This window comes from Treponema saccharophilum DSM 2985 (assembly GCF_000255555.1).
GTDB lineage: Bacteria > Spirochaetota > Spirochaetia > Treponematales > Treponemataceae > Treponema_D > Treponema_D saccharophilum.
In genome coordinates, this window is sequence record NZ_AGRW01000047.1 from 65,897 (window position 1) to 80,377 (window position 14,481).

Sequence of the window (14,481 nt, forward strand, 5' to 3'; positions counted from 1 at the left end):
GGATTTTATGGAAAACAAAATAGCGATTTCAAAATCGACGGCGGCCGACATCGACCGGCTTATGGAAATCCGCCTTGAGATGCTCCGCGTCGTCAACGGATTGGAGGCCGATTACGAATTCAGCGACGAGCTGAAAACGGAATCCCGCGGCTACTTTTTGAGCGGAGACCAGACGACGCTGCTCGCGACGGACGGAGAAAAGACAATCGGCTGCGCGTCAATCAACTACATCACGATTATGCCCACGTTCAGCCACCCGACAGGAAAACGGGCGTTCCTGATGAGCGTCTACACGCAAAAAGAATACCGCAGGATGGGAATCGCGCGGCGCATGGTCGGGCAGCTTGTCGGAGAAGCGCGGGCGAAGGGGTGCTCGGAGATTATCCTCGACGCGACAGAGGAAGGCCGCCCGCTTTACAAATCGCTCGGCTTTAAAGAGAGCGGAGAGACGATGTGCCTTCAACTTTGAGAGGCGGATGGAGACGCAGCAGGAAGCAAGAATGAAAAAAGACTCTAAAATACCGGCATATTTTACCGCGGTGCATTTTTCGTACCTGCTTTTCATTCTTGCACTCGATTCGCTCGATATGTTCGTCGGGCTCGGAAAGTCGCGGGAGGTTTTTGTGCTGATTAACATCATCGATTTTTTCAGCTGGAGCATCATCCTTCCCGGGCTTTTCATTTCCGCAATCGCGATTCAAATTCTGTTCCGGAAAAACGGATTCAGGCGCATCCTGCCCACCGCCGCCGCGCTGATTCTGAACATCGCCGCATGGTTTTTCACGGTTGCATCGGCTGCGACAAGATTCTAGCCGCCGAACAAAAAAAACGCGGATATTCCCGCCCAAAAAGGAGATACAAATGAAAAACATGGTTCTGCTCGTAATCGACACGCAGAAAGGAATCACCGACGCGCGGCTGTTCGCGTTCGAGAAAATCAGGGACAACATAAGGACGCTCATCGAAAAAGCGCGCGAATCAGGCGTAGAGGTCGTTTTCGTGCAGCACGACGACGGGGAAGGCTCCGGCTTTTCCGTGGGCGACAAGGATTTCGAGATTTTCGAGGAATTCCGGCCGAACGACGGCGAGAAAGTCTTCGTGAAAAAAGTGAACAGCGCGCTCCACAAATCCGTGGGGCTTTCGGACTATCTTTCGGGAAAGGGCGTGAAAAAAATTGTCGCCGTGGGATTGCAGACAAATTTCTGCATCGACGCGACGATTCACACGGGCTTCGACCTGGGATTCGAGATGCTCGTCCCCGCATACGCGAATTCCACGTTCGACAGCGAATACATGAGCGCGGAAACGGCATACCGCTACTACAACGAATTTTTGTGGAACGGCAGGTTCGCGAAGTGCATTCCGATGGACGACGCCGTGAGACTGCTGGAAGAGCGGCGGAAGTAAAATCTAAAATCGCATATTCGTCCCCATTCAAAAAAAGGGTCTCACAAACAAACAACAACCCCAGCGAAAAAAAATGCGCGGGGGTTGCGCTATTTGACCAAATGCTGATTTTCATCGCGGAATCGATTTGCCAAAATCAAAATGATGTCGACAAACCAACCGACCATAAAAAGAGCGCCTGTAGACAAATACAGAAAATGCAATTCTGAAAAAAATCGCCATTCGGCGATTGGCAGATTCCAGAAATATTTGAAAATGCCCGGAGATTGTCAGAACGCCAGCCAAAACGCGCGTTCCGAATCCGTTCCGGACGGCTAGATTTCCTTCGCGAAAAAGACGAGGCTTTCCGACTCACGGAAACCGATTTTCTTGTAGAATCCGTAGGCAGGAACGTCGCGGCTTGTCAGAAGAACGATGCTGCTGATTCCGCGGGCTTTCACGGCATTTTCGATTGCCGAAACGAAGAACGTGCCGGCTCCCCTGCCCTGCTGCTCCGTTTTTATGCACAGCTCCTCGATTTTGTATTCCGTTCCCGCATACCAGTGCAGGATTTGCCCGAGCGAAATTCCTATCAGCTCGTTTTTCTCGAAAAGCCCGAACAAAAGCGAATTTGTCTGGCACGACAAATCGGCAAGATACAATGAGAGCCTCTCATCATCCGACCAGTCGTCGTTCCACGGTTCTGCCGTAAAGACGCTCCTGAAAAGTTCTTTGACGCTGCCCATATCGCCAGCGGAAAGCTGCCTGAATTCGTACATTTTTCCTCCTGAAAGAAACCTGTTCGGAAACAGAAATTTCAGACAGGTCCACTGATTCTACCCGCAAGCGGAAAAACAGTCCAAAAAAAGGTACGAAAACGCGGCTTCACGCGCCGACGACATACAGCGGGGTCACGCTCTTGTACTGCCGCTCGCCGAATTCGAACTCGCTTATGTGCACCTGCACACCGAACGTTTTTTTCATGTTCTCCTCGCTTATGACTTCGCGGGCAGGGCCGAAAATCGGGGCGGCAGTCCTGTTCAGAATCAGGGCTTTCGTGCCGATTTTCATCGCGTGGGCGGGAAAATGGGTGTTCACGATTGCGGAAATATGCTTTTCGCGGGCAAGTTTTTCGATTATGTTCAGAATCACGAGCTGATTCTTGAAATCGAGGTTCGACTCGGGCTCGTCGAGGACAAGCATCTCCGGATTCGCGGTGAGCGCGCGGGCAATCAAAACCATCTGAAGCTCGCCGCCGCTCATCTTAGTGCAGAGCTTGTCCTTGAGCCGGAGAATCCCGCACGTTTCCATCGCTTCCACCGCGCGTTCCTCGTCCTCCTTTGTCGGCTCCGAGAACGTCCCGAGGTGGGCGCTCCGCCCCATCGTCACCATGTCGAGCGCCGAAAACGAAAACGCCGCGTTCTTTGCCTGGGGGACGTAGGCGATTCTCCTCCAGAATTCTTTCTGCGGAATCCGGGCGATGTTCGTTCCGTCGAGCAGGCTCTCGCCCTTCCGCCATTTCTGCAGGCCCATCATGCATTTGAGGAGCGTCGTTTTTCCGACGCCGTTCGAGCCGAGCACGCACATGATTTCGCCGTCGGAAATCTCAAAATTGATGTTGTCCAGAACGACGCGGGAATCATAGGAAAACCCGCCGTCTCTTACCTGAAATGTCATGCCCATACACCTCCTGTCTTTCTGAGCAAGCTGATGAAAACCGGCGCGCCGATAATTGCGGTGAGAATCGAAATCGGAATCTCCGCGGAGGATGCGCTCCGTGCGAACGTGTCGATGACCGCCATGAAAATCGCGCCGAGCGAAATGCTCAGGGGAACGACGGCCTTGTTGTTGCTCCCCAAAACCATGCGTGAAATGTGCGGGATGAGCAGGCCGACCCAGCCAATCTGCCCGCACATGGAAATCACCGAGGCCGTAATCAGCGACGACGCGCCAATTATAAGCAGCCGGATGAGCGTTATGTTCACCCCCATCGATTTTGCCTCGTCCTCGTTCAGCGAAAGAATGTTGAGCCGCCACTTCAAAGCCCAGATTGCGGCAAGCCCGGCAAAAATAAAGGGAAGCCCGAACGCAAGGCTTTTGTAGGTGACGGCGGACATGCTTCCCATAAGCCAATACGTGATTGAGGGAAGCTCGTCCTCGGGGTCGGCCATGTACTTCACGATTGACACGAGCGCCTGAAAAAGCGAGGAAACGACCATCCCCGAAAGGATAATCATCACGACGGACGATTTTCCCTTAATCCGGCTGATCCTGTACGTCAGGAAGCATGAAAAAAGCCCGAAGCACAGGGCGAGCGCCTGGATGCCGATAAGGTTCCAATGGAACATCATCGCAAGCGCGGCTCCGAACGATGCCCCGCTTGCGACCCCCAGAGTGTCGGGCGTCGCAAGCGGGTTCGAGAAAAGCCCCTGGAACGCCGCGCCCGCGCAGGCAAGCCCCGCCCCGGCGGCGAGCGCGAGAAGGATGCGGGGAAGGCGCACCTTGAAAATCACTGTTCTTGCCATGACGTCCCCGCCCCCGCCGAAAAGCGCATCAGAAAACGAGCGGACAATCTGGAGGGGCGAAAGCGAGTACCTGCCGATTCCGAGGCAGAGAATGACCGTAATCGGAATGAGCAGGAACGAGGCGAAAATGAACAGCGGACGGATTTTTTTATTCTCGATGAACATCTTATTTTCCGGAAGCCGCACGCGCGGGATTGAAGATTGCCTGCAGCGCATCGGCCGTAAGCTCGACGCCGTAGAACGTCCTGAAATACGCCGCAACTTCCTTGTCGATATCGACATCGCCGAAAAGTTCCGGGTGCAGGACCTTGCTCATCCACTGCAGGCAGAGCGGCGTGTCGGAGCTCGGCGGGAACCAGCGGTACATTCCGAGCGGGATTTTGTAGACGCGCCTGTTCTTCACAGCATTCACCTCCGACCAGTCATACCCTTCGATTGCGTTTTCATACAAATCCTCCGGAAGGTACGGGCTGAAATTGGTGATGAAAATATATTCAGGATTCCACTGGTAGACCTGCTCCATGCTGATTTGCGGCATCCCGCTCAGCTCCCCCGCGACATTCTTTCCGCCGGAAGCGTTTATCCAGTAGTCGCCGTAGAAATTCACGCCGGAAGTTTTCATTCCCGACGCGTCGTAGTGATACAAAATCATGACGGGCGGCTTTTCCTCCTCGCCAAGCCCCGCAATCCGCCCGCCTACTTTCTTCTCGATTTCGCGCCCGTATTTTATGATTGCGTCCGCGCGGCCGGTATCGCCGAAAATCTCGCCCAATTTTCCTATCCAGTTCGCATACGTTTCGATTGTGTTGAAATCGGCGACGGAAGTCGAGAAGGCAAAACCCTTGATTCCGGCATTCTCGAGGCTCTGGGAAAGAGCGGTGTCCGATGCAAGGTAGAAGACGACGTCCGGCCTGAGCTTCAAAAGCTCCTCCACATTGACGGCACCGTTCTTCACGAAGCCGGTCGGAACGTTCACGACATCAGGGTAGACGTTTTTGAGGTACGAGTTTTCTGCGGCCGCCATCGAGGACGGATGCATCCCGACGAGTTTGTCCGTTCCGCCCATGTAAAGGCAGTAAATCGACGGAAGCGGCATCGGCGAGATGATGACGACCCGCTCGATGTTCACCGGAAGCTCCACGTCGCGCCCGGCATGGTCGGTGACAATGTGCGTCGCTGCCGCTTTTTGAGGGGCAGCCGCGGGCGATTCCTTTCTGCTGCATGACGCGAGCAGGAGCGCTGATGCCAACAAGGCACAAAGACATTCTGCAATTTTTTTCATATCGTTTTTCCTTGACTGTTTCCTTTTTTGTATTGAAACCTGCCCGAATACTGCTGATAGATTGCCATGCCGAACGGCTTCCGTAAGGAAGCGGATTTATGTGAAATCCTGTTTCAGCATCTTTTGATTGCAGATTCCGAAACAGGTTCAGAACGACACTTCTCAAGTTAATCGGCCATACCGGGCAGATTGACGGAAGCTTCACACGCGGATGTTCGAGATGAACGCGCGCATTTCCGCCCCAAGAACGGAGAGCGACTCGTCCCAATGCACCTTGCTTGAGACGGCGACATGCGGAAGCGCGAAGAATTTCGTGCGTTTTTTTGCCTCGTCCGTCAGAAGTTGTGCGACAAGCGGGTCCGCGACGATGCCCGAAAATTCGCCGCTGTTCGCGATTTTCCGGAACGCGTCCTCATCCCCTATGAAAATGTCGCCTTCGCGGCTTTCCTCGGGCGAAAAATCGAACATCGTTCCGGCGACGAATGACACATCACCGTGAGCGCGCGCCGCCTCCTCGCAGATTGAGCGCGCGATAATCTGGTCGCCCGCGACGAGCACCTTCTTCGGAAGGACGGCGCCCGCCTTTTTCGGCCGGGGAACGGTTCCGCTTTCAAAAAAGGACGTCACCTTCGAAAGGACGGCGCTTCCGTCGGCGATCGGCGTTCCCGTGACATACGGAATCGCGTACTTCTTTTCCATGAATTTCGCGATTTCAATTCCGCTCTGCGACACGACGACATTCAGCTTTGCCGAGACGGATTTCTCTATCGCCTCGACGGAATGCCCCATCGAAAAGCAGCAGCACACCTCGATTCCCGCGCGCTCAAAAAGGCTGACGAACGCTTTCTCGGCGCCCTTGTTCCCGAAGTCGAGCGGCGTCACGCCGAGTATGTTTATTCCGCGCCGTCCGTCCTCAGCCCCGCGCTCCTTCCGGGCGAATTTTTTGATGAGTGAAATCGCCGCCATGGAAATTCCCTTTCCGTAATAGGAAAGCCCCTTCGTGTCGAACCCGAGGCACGGGATACCGGTCCGGCTCTCGACTTCCCGCATGATGCCCTCATAGTCGGCGCCGATTACCATCGGAACGGGGCTTCCCAAAAGGGCGATGAATTTCGGCTTCAGGCTTTCTGCGGCTTTTATAATCCTGTCAATCAGAAGGCTGTCGTTCCCGAGAATCGCATCCATATGCCGCAATCCCGAGCAGAAAACGACGGATTTCGAGCCCATCCAGCGCGGCTCGTCGTACCCGAGGTAATTTCCCGTGCAGCCCGATGCGTCGTGGAGGACAATCATGCCGCCAAGCTCGAACAGGGCGGAAGCACAGCCAGAATAATCCGGCGAATACGGCGGAAGAGTGATGCACAGTTTGCTCATACGACGATACCTGCCTTGATGATGAGGTCATCTGCTGAATTTTCATGCTCGTAGGCGTCCACGAGCATTTCCATGAGCCGTTCGATTCCGTAAAACCCGTACAGCGTCTCGTCTTCCATCAAATCGACGACATGCTTCGACTTCGTGAGGTAGCCGACGCTGAACCCGATTGAGAGGCACTCCTCGTCCACATGCTCGAATTTCACCGAATCGTGGTGGAGCGCGTCGATAATCATCAAGCCCGGGATTTTCGAAAGGATTTTTTCGCACGCCACCTTCTCGAACTCGGGAACAGCATCGACGGCAACCATCTTCACGTTGAAGCCCGCATCGAAAAGCACGTTCGCAAGCGTAAACGGCTTCCTGACCGCCTGGTAGTCGATAACGACCGGATAGCTTCCGATTGTTTCCGCAGCATTCTTGATTGCGGACGCGGCTCGGTTCTTGTACCCGGAAAAATCCCCCAGGCTGATGCCAAGCCGCCTCTCGATTTCGCGGTACGTCTCCTCGATTTCATCGATGTCGTACGTCGGATAGGCATTCAGAAAAGGGATTCCGAGCTTCTCGTCCATTATCCTGCTCGAAAGGGAAGCCGACGGCGAGAGGACGAGGTTCAGGCGAGAGGACGAAAAACCGAGGAATTCGTCGAGCGTCTCAGCAGTGCCGATGTGGTTGATTTTCCAGCCCTGCGCTCCCAGCAGCGAAAAAAGCTCGCAGCCGGAAGAGACGGATGCGTTGTTTCCGACCATGTTAATCTGCTTCTTCCTGTCGGCGGATTTTTCGAGGATGCTGAACAGGGAGCGCTGCAGCCCGACCATCGGAGGAATTTTCGTGTCCTGCTTGAACGGATTCATGTGGCAGGTGACGAAGCGGATGTCGGGACAGAGCGCGGAAAGTTCCGCGTTCAGGGCGTCGTGGTCAGTTCCGAGCAGGTCGTCGAGACAGGAAACAAAAATCATCATCACTTTCGGGCGTTTCGGAAGTGACTGGAGCAGCTCTTCCACCGCATCCGGAACGAGATGCTCGTAATTTCCCGAGACGATGTCGCTCTCGTCGATGAACAGATAGCTTACCTGATTCTTGACGTTGTGAAGGATTCCGCCCAGCGCGCCGTGGCGTCCGCACGCAAAGGGAGCGACGAACAGCATGTAGCTTTCGGGCATGGTTGCCGCCACGCGGATGACGCCCCAGCCGCCGTGGGCGGGGGAAACGTAATGGAGCGTTTTTTCGAACGACGGGCAGCTACACATTGCACTTCTCCATCACTTTCTTTGCGAGCGCCATGTAGACGCCCGCCATGTCCGAGTCCGGGCACGCTTCGATTACGGTCTTCCCCTGATTCTCCGCAACCTGAACGGTCCCGTCGCGCGGCACGACCTGCACAATCTCGCCGCCGATTTCATCCAGCGCTTTCCTGACGACCTCGACCTCGTTCTCGACGTTGCGCGAATTCAAAATCACGCCGGCATATGAGGCATACCCGCGGTTTCCGAAATTCTTGATTGCGCTCACGATGTTGTTCGCCGCATACAACGCCATCATCTCGCCGCTCGTCACGATAAAAACATGGTCGGCGTATCCGTTCCTTATCGGCATGGCAAATCCGCCGCAGACGACATCGCCAAGGACATCGTAAAGGACGACATCGGGCCTGTGGATTTCGTAAGCGTCAAGCTCCTCAAGCTTCTCGAACGCCGTGATGATTCCCCTTCCCGCACAGCCGATGCCCGGAGTCGGGCCGCCCGCCTCGACGCACAGGACGCCGTTAAAGCCGACATGAACCAAATCCTCAAGTTTTACATCCTCGCTTTTTTTGCTTCTCAGGACATCGAGGACCGAAGTTATTTTCTCTCCGCCGCACAGGTTTTTCACGGAGTCGGATTTCGGGTCGCAGCCAATCTGCATTACTTTCAGACCCATTTTGCTTAATGCCGCAGACAAGTTCGCCGTCGTCGTCGATTTTCCGATTCCGCCCTTGCCGTATATTGCGATTTTGACCATTTTGTTTACACCTCTAACATTTGTGAGTAGTCAATAATTTTGATTAGCGGACACTAACATGCAAAACAGAAATTAGTCAACTCGAAAAATGAAAATTCAGTTTTCGGAAACCACGCGCGAAGATTCCGAATCGCGCTCTGGACGGCAAGCCACCCGCCGTCCCGAAAAATGTTTGGGCGGTTTTATTGACTAAAAGGCGTGAAACACGTATGTTAGCACACTCTAATTTTTGTTAAGGATGGGTATTATGAAAAAATCTTTTCACGCATTCGCCGCTTTATTCGCAGCATCAGCGATTCTTTTCAGCTCCTGCACCAAAAAAACAGCCGTGCAGGAACCGGCCGGGACGCGCACAATCGTGGACCAGGTCGGAAACACGGTCACGCTTCCCAAAGAAGTCAGGCGCGTCGTAATCGCCTCGGTCTGGCCGCTCGCATCGGCGTACTGCCTCATGTTCGGGACGGAGGGGCTGGTTGGGCTCGACCCGGCAATCATCAGCGCGGCGGAAAATTCAATGCTGATAAAAGCCGCCCCCGAAATCTCGAAAATTGAAAGTTCCTTCAGCAAGAACGGGCACCTCAATGCGGAGGAGCTCATCAAACTGAAGCCGGACGTCGTCCTCTATGCGTCGGGCGTCATGGAAGATTACGACGTGGCGACGCAGGCAGGAATTCCGGCCGTCGGATTCGCGCTGGACGCAAAAAATTTCAACGCCGTCGAGACGATATTCACCTGGATTGATTTGCTTGCCGAAGTCATGGGGAAGGAATGCGACACGCGCGCATACAAGGAATACGCGGAAAAAATCCAGAACCTCGTCGCGGAGCGGGTTTCGGCCGTTCCGGAGGAGAAAAAGCCGTCCGCGATGATTATCCACCGTTACAGCGACACGACGCTGCAGATTCCGGGAACGAGGACGTGGGGCGACTACTGGATTACGGCGTCGGGGGCGAAAAATGCCGCGGCCGTGAACAAGGGGACGCCGCAGGTCACCGTGGAAGAAGTCTACAAATGGAATCCCGACAGAATCTACATCACCAATTTCAGCGACGCGATTCCGGAAGACCTTTATCAGAACACGTTCCAGAATTACGACTGGTCGAATGTCCGCGCCGTAAAAGAAAAGAACGTCCGCAAAATGCCGCTCGGAATATACCGCTGGTATGTCACGAACACGGACTCCCCGCTCACGCTTTTGTGGCTCGCGAAGGAACATCACCCGGATTTGTTCGGCGACATCGACATCCCGACGGAAATCAAGGAGTTTTACCGGAATTTCTACAAGATTGAATTGACGGACTCCGACATCGAATCGATGTTCACGCCGAACAGGGCCGCAGCAGGCGGAATCAAGAACTGATTCCCGCGCTCATTTCCCCCGCCCCTCCGCCGAGAAAACGGCTGTTCTTGGCGGGGCGGGCAATCCTTTCGGCTACCGTCCGTCAGGAGCCTCCGCAATCTCCATGTTGAAGTAGCTTACGCCGGCGGCTTCGTACTTCTTTCCGGGATACACGTCGAGGATGCGCAGCTCGTAGACGTTCATCACGATTTGGGGCTCGGTTATGTCGCGGAGGTCGATTTTCTGTATTTCAAAAGTATCCGCGAGCGTCACCGTCTTCGACTTTCCGTTCACCCTGTTCGTCACGAAAACCTTCTTGAGCCGCGAGTAGTCCTCAGGTTCTTTTACCATAGTACATCCGTTGCGGAACTCGATTATTCCCGTTGTCGGGCGGTGGCACTGCAAAAAGAGAACCCAGTCCACCGCAGAGCCGTCAAGGCAGACCCAGTCCGAGTGGTCTTCCTTCTCGATTATCAGAGACTCGTCGATTCCGTCGTCGTACTCCACGGGCGGCTCCTCGTTTTCGGCAACTTCCGCATTTTTCGCCGAATCCTCACCGTCCGCAGTCTTTTTCCCGGTCTCGGACGTATTCCCGTCAGTTTTTTCCGATGGATTCGCCCCGTCCGCCGTATTTTCTTCAGCCGACTCAGGTTCGGCAGGCGGCTTCGGCTTTCTGTGCCGCTCGACCCACGTGATTCCGAGCCGTCCGTGCCAGTTTCCGCTAAACCAGCTCATATCGAATAGCCCGTTGTCCTTGTCGGTCTCCTCGGGTCTATGCCACAGAACGTCCATGCGGGAGTCGTAATTGTAGTACGTCCACTCGTCAATCGCAGTCGGCATATCCCAATATCCGATTCCCGCCGAGAAGCGCGAGTTCATCGTGTTGATTTTATCGCCGATGCAGTTGAACACGTCCGTTCCGAGTACATTGTGCGTTCCGAGAAAATGGTCATCGAGCCGCCCCGAGAAAACGAACGATTTTTTTTCGACGAACTGGCTCAGACTCGGCTCCGCCTTCAGAAGCTCGTATAATTTTCCGACCGCCTTTTCGAGCACCTCCATCTCCTTCTCAAGGCGCTTGTTCGGAGTGCGCCAGTCCTCGTCGGAAAAACGGTATCCGCGCAGGTCAGGAGGATCATCCTTAAAACGCACGACATGCGACACGAATTCGTTCTGGAGCTTTCCCCAGTATCCGTCCGCGGGAAGATAGAGGTAAATGCGGATACGGAACGCGAACAGGGACTGGTCGTAGGCAATCGGGCAGAACTCGTCAAGGCTCATCGACCGTATGTTCTCCGGGATTCTTATGCCTTCAGTGCGCACCTCGATTTTGATTTTGTCGAGGAACGGAAAATCCTTCGGGCGTTTTTCCCAGACCTCCATAATCCGCCGCTTTATCTCGTCCTCATATAAGTATCCGTACGCGCCGTCGGAGACGGAATTCGCATAGACGTTGACCTTGTAAGTGTGGAAAGCGTCCGTCTCCTTCTCGCCGGCGGGGCGCACAAGCCCGTTCATCACGCGGATGGGAAAAAGCCCCTCCTGCCATCCCAGTCGCTGCGGCTTGAATTCCTGCCCCCAGTGCTTTACCTCGTAGAACGACGATTTTGTGTCCCAGTGCATGTACGTCTCCATGTCGAGCGGCTCGCCATCATCGTCATCTGCGAACTCAAACGGAACGCCGTACCGCTCCTCCAGCGTCTTGAGCGCGGCGGCCTTCGCCTTCTCGACGCTCCTCAGGTTCCCGATGTCGAACGGCTCGCACGAGGCAAGCAATGCGAGTACGCCTAGTGCGGAAATCAGCACGGCGATGATTTTCATCTTGCGAATTTTCATTTTTTTTCCTTTTTAATTTTTTATTCGAAATGCGGACAGAATACCATTTTTTTAAGCGTCTTTTCACCATTCTCCCAGCGGTTTAGTGTAGAATGGTGCTGTTCGGGAATTCCCCGAAAGGAGAAACAAATGGACGAAATCTACGAATTCATCAAGAAATGCGGGACGTATTACCTTGCCACGGTCGAGGACGGACAGCCGAGGGTGCGCCCGTTCGGTACGGTCAACATCTTCGAGGGAAAAATCTACATCCAGACCGGAAGGAAAAAGGACGTTTCCAAGCAGATTCAGAAGAATCCGAAAGTGGAGCTCTGCTGCTTCAACGGAAGCGAATGGTGCCGCGTCGCCGGAGAGCTTGTCGACGACGACAGAATCGAGCCGAAAAAAGCGATGCTCGAAAGCTACCCCGAGCTGAAGAAAATGTACTCGGCGGAGGACGAGAACACGCAGGTCCTCTACCTCAAAAACGCGACGGCGACGCTCTCAAGCTTCGCCGCTCCGCCAAAAGTCGTGAAATTTTAGGTTTTCGGACGAAAGGAGAAAAACGATGCTGAACGTTTACGGCTCAAAAATGTGCCCTGACTGCATTGAGCTTGAGAAAGCTTTCGCCGCGGAGGGCGTCGCATACGAATACCACGACATCACCGGAAACTTGAAGGAGCTGAAAGCCTTCCTTGCGCTCCGCGACTCGAACGAGAAATTCGCGAAGGCAAAGGAAAAGGGGCTTATCGGCATCCCGATTGTCCAGACGGAGGACGGCTCGCTCACGTTCAAATGGCAGGAATTCCTGAAAACGCCGCCACAAAAAGCGGAATGCTCCGACGGCGTCTGCGGCGTTCCCCAGAAATGAAAGCGCGGGAACGGTTCCCTACCACATAAGTCCGGCAAGCACCGAAAGCCGGACGAACGGCACGTCGCTTCCCCCGCGGACGTCGACAGGCGCCTCAAGGGGAAGCGGCGTTTTTAGCACGCCGAAGCCGATTCTCATCAATCTGCTTTGTTAAAGGTGGAAAATATGATATTGGAAACAGAACGGCTTTTTCTGCGCGAGATGACTCCGGAAGATGCCGACGCGCTTGCGCTTGTCTTAAGCGACCCGGAATCGATGAAGTTTTATCCGCATCCTTTTTCGCGGGAGGAAGTTGAGAACTGGATAAAATGGAATCAGGGCAATTACGAAAAATACGGATTTGGACTTTGGGCGGTCTGCCTAAAAGAAAGCGGCGAGATGATTGGCGACTGCGGAATTACCATGCAGCAGGTGGAAAACGATTTCTTCCCAGAAATCGGCTATCACCTGCGCAAGGAGTTTCGGGGGGAAGGATACGCGACAGAAGCTGCAAAGGCTTGTGCAGAATTCGCAAAAACGCGCGGCATGAAGAAAATCATCTCGTATATGAAGTCGGACAATCTTCCCAGCCGTCATGTGGCAGAGCGAAACGGAATGAAGTTTGCGAAAGCCTTCACGAAGACGGTTATGGGGAAGGTTGTTGAAGACGAAGTGCTTTATATGAAGGATTTGTAAGAAAAATATGGAAGAAAATCGGAAAGACCTCTCGCAGTTTTTCGTTCTTCTTCCCGAACTTCCCCATCAAAAATTTCGTATCAAGCGGCGCCGCGGCAAGGGCGCACAGAAATGGAGATTCCTGCCAAAAGCGAACAGAATGGAAACGCCAAAAAGGAGGAAAAATGAGCATGGAATCGGCCGTCTGTCTTGCGGCGGCAATCGCAATCGCCCTTGTGCTTCTTGGGCTGTCGGCGTACATGTACGACGCTCTCGGCAGGGAAACTCCCGTTGAGGACGAGGACGCGGGAATTCTTCCCGGATTCTTCAAATTCTGCGCCGTCGCGCTCGCTCCGCTCCGGTATCTGATTTTCAGCATCAGGCGCGGGAATTTCCGGGCGCTCCTGCCCTTCTCTGCCTATCTGATTCTTCTTGCCGCGCTATTGATTCTCGGGCGGCTTGCGCGTATAACTCAATAGCATCATGAACATCAGGAAATTGCTTTTTGCCGCGCTCATCATCCGCATCCTTCCCGTTTTTGCGGAGGACTCGGAATGCAAGCTCGGCGGGAAATGGTACTGCAGGCAGGTCTTCGACGGGAACGGGCGGCAGATTACGAATTTCAGGAACTGGGAGCTCATCTCCGACTACTTCGTCTCGCCCGAAAGGGACAAGCTGCTCGTCTACCACCGGCCGGACAAGGCGCGCGCGTTCCTCATCACGCTCTACGACCTGCGCACGGGGAACATCATCGCGGAGAGGGAGCCGGGCTGGGCATGCTTCGGCGTCAGCTGGATGAAGGAGCACCTCGTCTACAAATGGGCGACGACGGGCGGCGGGATGCGGTTTGAGTACAGGAACTACAAGACGCTCGACGTCGAGAAGACCGTCACGGCGTTTTTTCCGTTCGAGGACGAGGAGGACGACATCCTCATCGAATCCTCGTACTTCTACGCCGACAGGAAAATCGTCTTCAGGAAATTCTCCGACGGAAACGAAATCAGGACGCTCGACCTTGCCGACGAGCTTTCAAAAAGGGGAATATACACGAGCGGCGCGGGCGTCTCCGACATCGAGAAGACGGGAAAGCGGAAATACAAAATCACGGTCGGATACAACCCCTCGGAGGAAGGACACGAGAACGAGGACTGCACCACCGAGATTGAGCTTGAGCCGTAAATGGGAGAACCATGGGCATTGCTTGAACCATACAAGTCCGACATCAAATCAAACG

17 protein-coding genes are annotated in these 14,481 nt (G+C 54.2%); 9 read left to right on the top strand and 8 right to left on the bottom strand.

The window, feature by feature from the left end:
* The first annotated feature begins 7 nt into the window (after window positions 1-7).
* Genes TRESADRAFT_RS07630 through TRESADRAFT_RS07640 form a run of 3 tightly spaced genes read left to right on the top strand, consistent with a single transcriptional unit; the run spans window position 8 to window position 1,407 of the window.
* Window positions 8-469, top strand: coding sequence for a GNAT family N-acetyltransferase (locus tag TRESADRAFT_RS07630; protein ID WP_002704460.1), 462 nt, complete (start codon window positions 8-10; stop codon window positions 467-469).
* A 31-nt stretch (window positions 470-500) separates the two neighbouring features.
* The gene (locus TRESADRAFT_RS07635) at window positions 501-812 is read left to right on the top strand and encodes a hypothetical protein (RefSeq protein ID WP_002704462.1); all 312 of its coding nucleotides are present in this window, start codon (window positions 501-503) and stop codon (window positions 810-812) included.
* Between the two features lie 49 nt (window positions 813-861).
* Window positions 862-1,407: a cysteine hydrolase family protein gene (locus TRESADRAFT_RS07640; protein ID WP_002704464.1), complete on the top strand. Its 546-nt coding sequence runs from the start codon at window positions 862-864 to the stop codon at window positions 1,405-1,407.
* Window positions 1,408-1,721: 314 nt separating this feature from the next.
* Here the strand turns inward: TRESADRAFT_RS07640 and TRESADRAFT_RS07645 are convergent, their stop codons facing one another.
* From TRESADRAFT_RS07645 to TRESADRAFT_RS07675, 7 genes are all read right to left on the bottom strand, one after another.
* Entirely contained in the window at window positions 1,722-2,165 is a 444-nt protein-coding gene (locus TRESADRAFT_RS07645; protein WP_002704466.1) for a GNAT family N-acetyltransferase, read from the bottom strand.
* A 106-nt stretch (window positions 2,166-2,271) separates the two neighbouring features.
* Window positions 2,272-3,063, bottom strand: coding sequence for an ABC transporter ATP-binding protein (locus TRESADRAFT_RS07650; protein WP_002704468.1), 792 nt, complete (start codon window positions 3,061-3,063; stop codon window positions 2,272-2,274).
* Complete coding sequence (locus TRESADRAFT_RS07655; protein WP_002704470.1) at window positions 3,060-4,076, bottom strand: FecCD family ABC transporter permease; 1,017 nt, start codon at window positions 4,074-4,076, stop codon at window positions 3,060-3,062. The genes TRESADRAFT_RS07650 and TRESADRAFT_RS07655 overlap by 4 nt, the downstream gene beginning before the upstream one ends.
* Window position 4,077: 1 nt before the next feature.
* Window positions 4,078-5,193 carry an ABC transporter substrate-binding protein gene (locus TRESADRAFT_RS07660; protein ID WP_002704471.1) on the bottom strand — a complete coding sequence of 372 codons (1,116 nt, stop codon included), beginning with the start codon at window positions 5,191-5,193 and terminating at the stop codon, window positions 4,078-4,080.
* A gap of 201 nt (window positions 5,194-5,394) precedes the next feature.
* On the bottom strand, window positions 5,395-6,567 hold the full coding sequence (locus TRESADRAFT_RS07665; protein ID WP_002704473.1) for a nitrogenase component 1: 1,173 nt from the start codon (window positions 6,565-6,567) through the stop codon (window positions 5,395-5,397).
* Entirely contained in the window at window positions 6,564-7,817 is a 1,254-nt protein-coding gene (locus tag TRESADRAFT_RS07670) for a nitrogenase component 1 (RefSeq protein ID WP_002704475.1), read from the bottom strand. Before TRESADRAFT_RS07670 ends, TRESADRAFT_RS07665 begins: the two co-directional genes overlap by 4 nt.
* Window positions 7,810-8,568: a nucleotide-binding protein gene (locus tag TRESADRAFT_RS07675; protein ID WP_002704477.1), complete on the bottom strand. Its 759-nt coding sequence runs from the start codon at window positions 8,566-8,568 to the stop codon at window positions 7,810-7,812. Before TRESADRAFT_RS07675 ends, TRESADRAFT_RS07670 begins: the two co-directional genes overlap by 8 nt.
* Window positions 8,569-8,815: 247 nt before the next feature.
* Here TRESADRAFT_RS07675 and TRESADRAFT_RS07680 point away from each other — a divergent pair, with 247 nt between their 5' ends.
* On the top strand, window positions 8,816-9,928 hold the full coding sequence (locus tag TRESADRAFT_RS07680; protein WP_002704478.1) for an ABC transporter substrate-binding protein: 1,113 nt from the start codon (window positions 8,816-8,818) through the stop codon (window positions 9,926-9,928).
* Window positions 9,929-10,000: 72 nt separating this feature from the next.
* Here TRESADRAFT_RS07680 and TRESADRAFT_RS07685 read toward each other — a convergent pair whose 3' ends face one another.
* Window positions 10,001-11,743, bottom strand: coding sequence for a hypothetical protein (locus tag TRESADRAFT_RS07685; protein WP_002704480.1), 1,743 nt, complete (start codon window positions 11,741-11,743; stop codon window positions 10,001-10,003).
* Between the two features lie 129 nt (window positions 11,744-11,872).
* Here TRESADRAFT_RS07685 and TRESADRAFT_RS07690 point away from each other — a divergent pair, with 129 nt between their 5' ends.
* The 5 genes from TRESADRAFT_RS07690 to TRESADRAFT_RS07710 all read left to right on the top strand — a co-directional run bounded on the left by TRESADRAFT_RS07690 (window position 11,873) and on the right by TRESADRAFT_RS07710 (window position 14,426).
* Complete coding sequence (locus TRESADRAFT_RS07690; protein WP_002704482.1) at window positions 11,873-12,265, top strand: pyridoxamine 5'-phosphate oxidase family protein; 393 nt, start codon at window positions 11,873-11,875, stop codon at window positions 12,263-12,265.
* A 25-nt stretch (window positions 12,266-12,290) separates the two neighbouring features.
* Window positions 12,291-12,593: a glutaredoxin domain-containing protein gene (locus tag TRESADRAFT_RS07695; RefSeq protein WP_002704484.1), complete on the top strand. Its 303-nt coding sequence runs from the start codon at window positions 12,291-12,293 to the stop codon at window positions 12,591-12,593.
* 165 nt (window positions 12,594-12,758) lie between these two features.
* Complete coding sequence (locus TRESADRAFT_RS07700) at window positions 12,759-13,268, top strand: GNAT family N-acetyltransferase (protein WP_002704488.1); 510 nt, start codon at window positions 12,759-12,761, stop codon at window positions 13,266-13,268.
* Between the two features lie 164 nt (window positions 13,269-13,432).
* Complete coding sequence (locus TRESADRAFT_RS07705) at window positions 13,433-13,726, top strand: hypothetical protein (protein ID WP_002704490.1); 294 nt, start codon at window positions 13,433-13,435, stop codon at window positions 13,724-13,726.
* A 4-nt stretch (window positions 13,727-13,730) separates the two neighbouring features.
* The gene (locus TRESADRAFT_RS07710) at window positions 13,731-14,426 is read left to right on the top strand and encodes a hypothetical protein (protein ID WP_002704492.1); all 696 of its coding nucleotides are present in this window, start codon (window positions 13,731-13,733) and stop codon (window positions 14,424-14,426) included.
* Window positions 14,427-14,481: the final 55 nt, after the last annotated feature.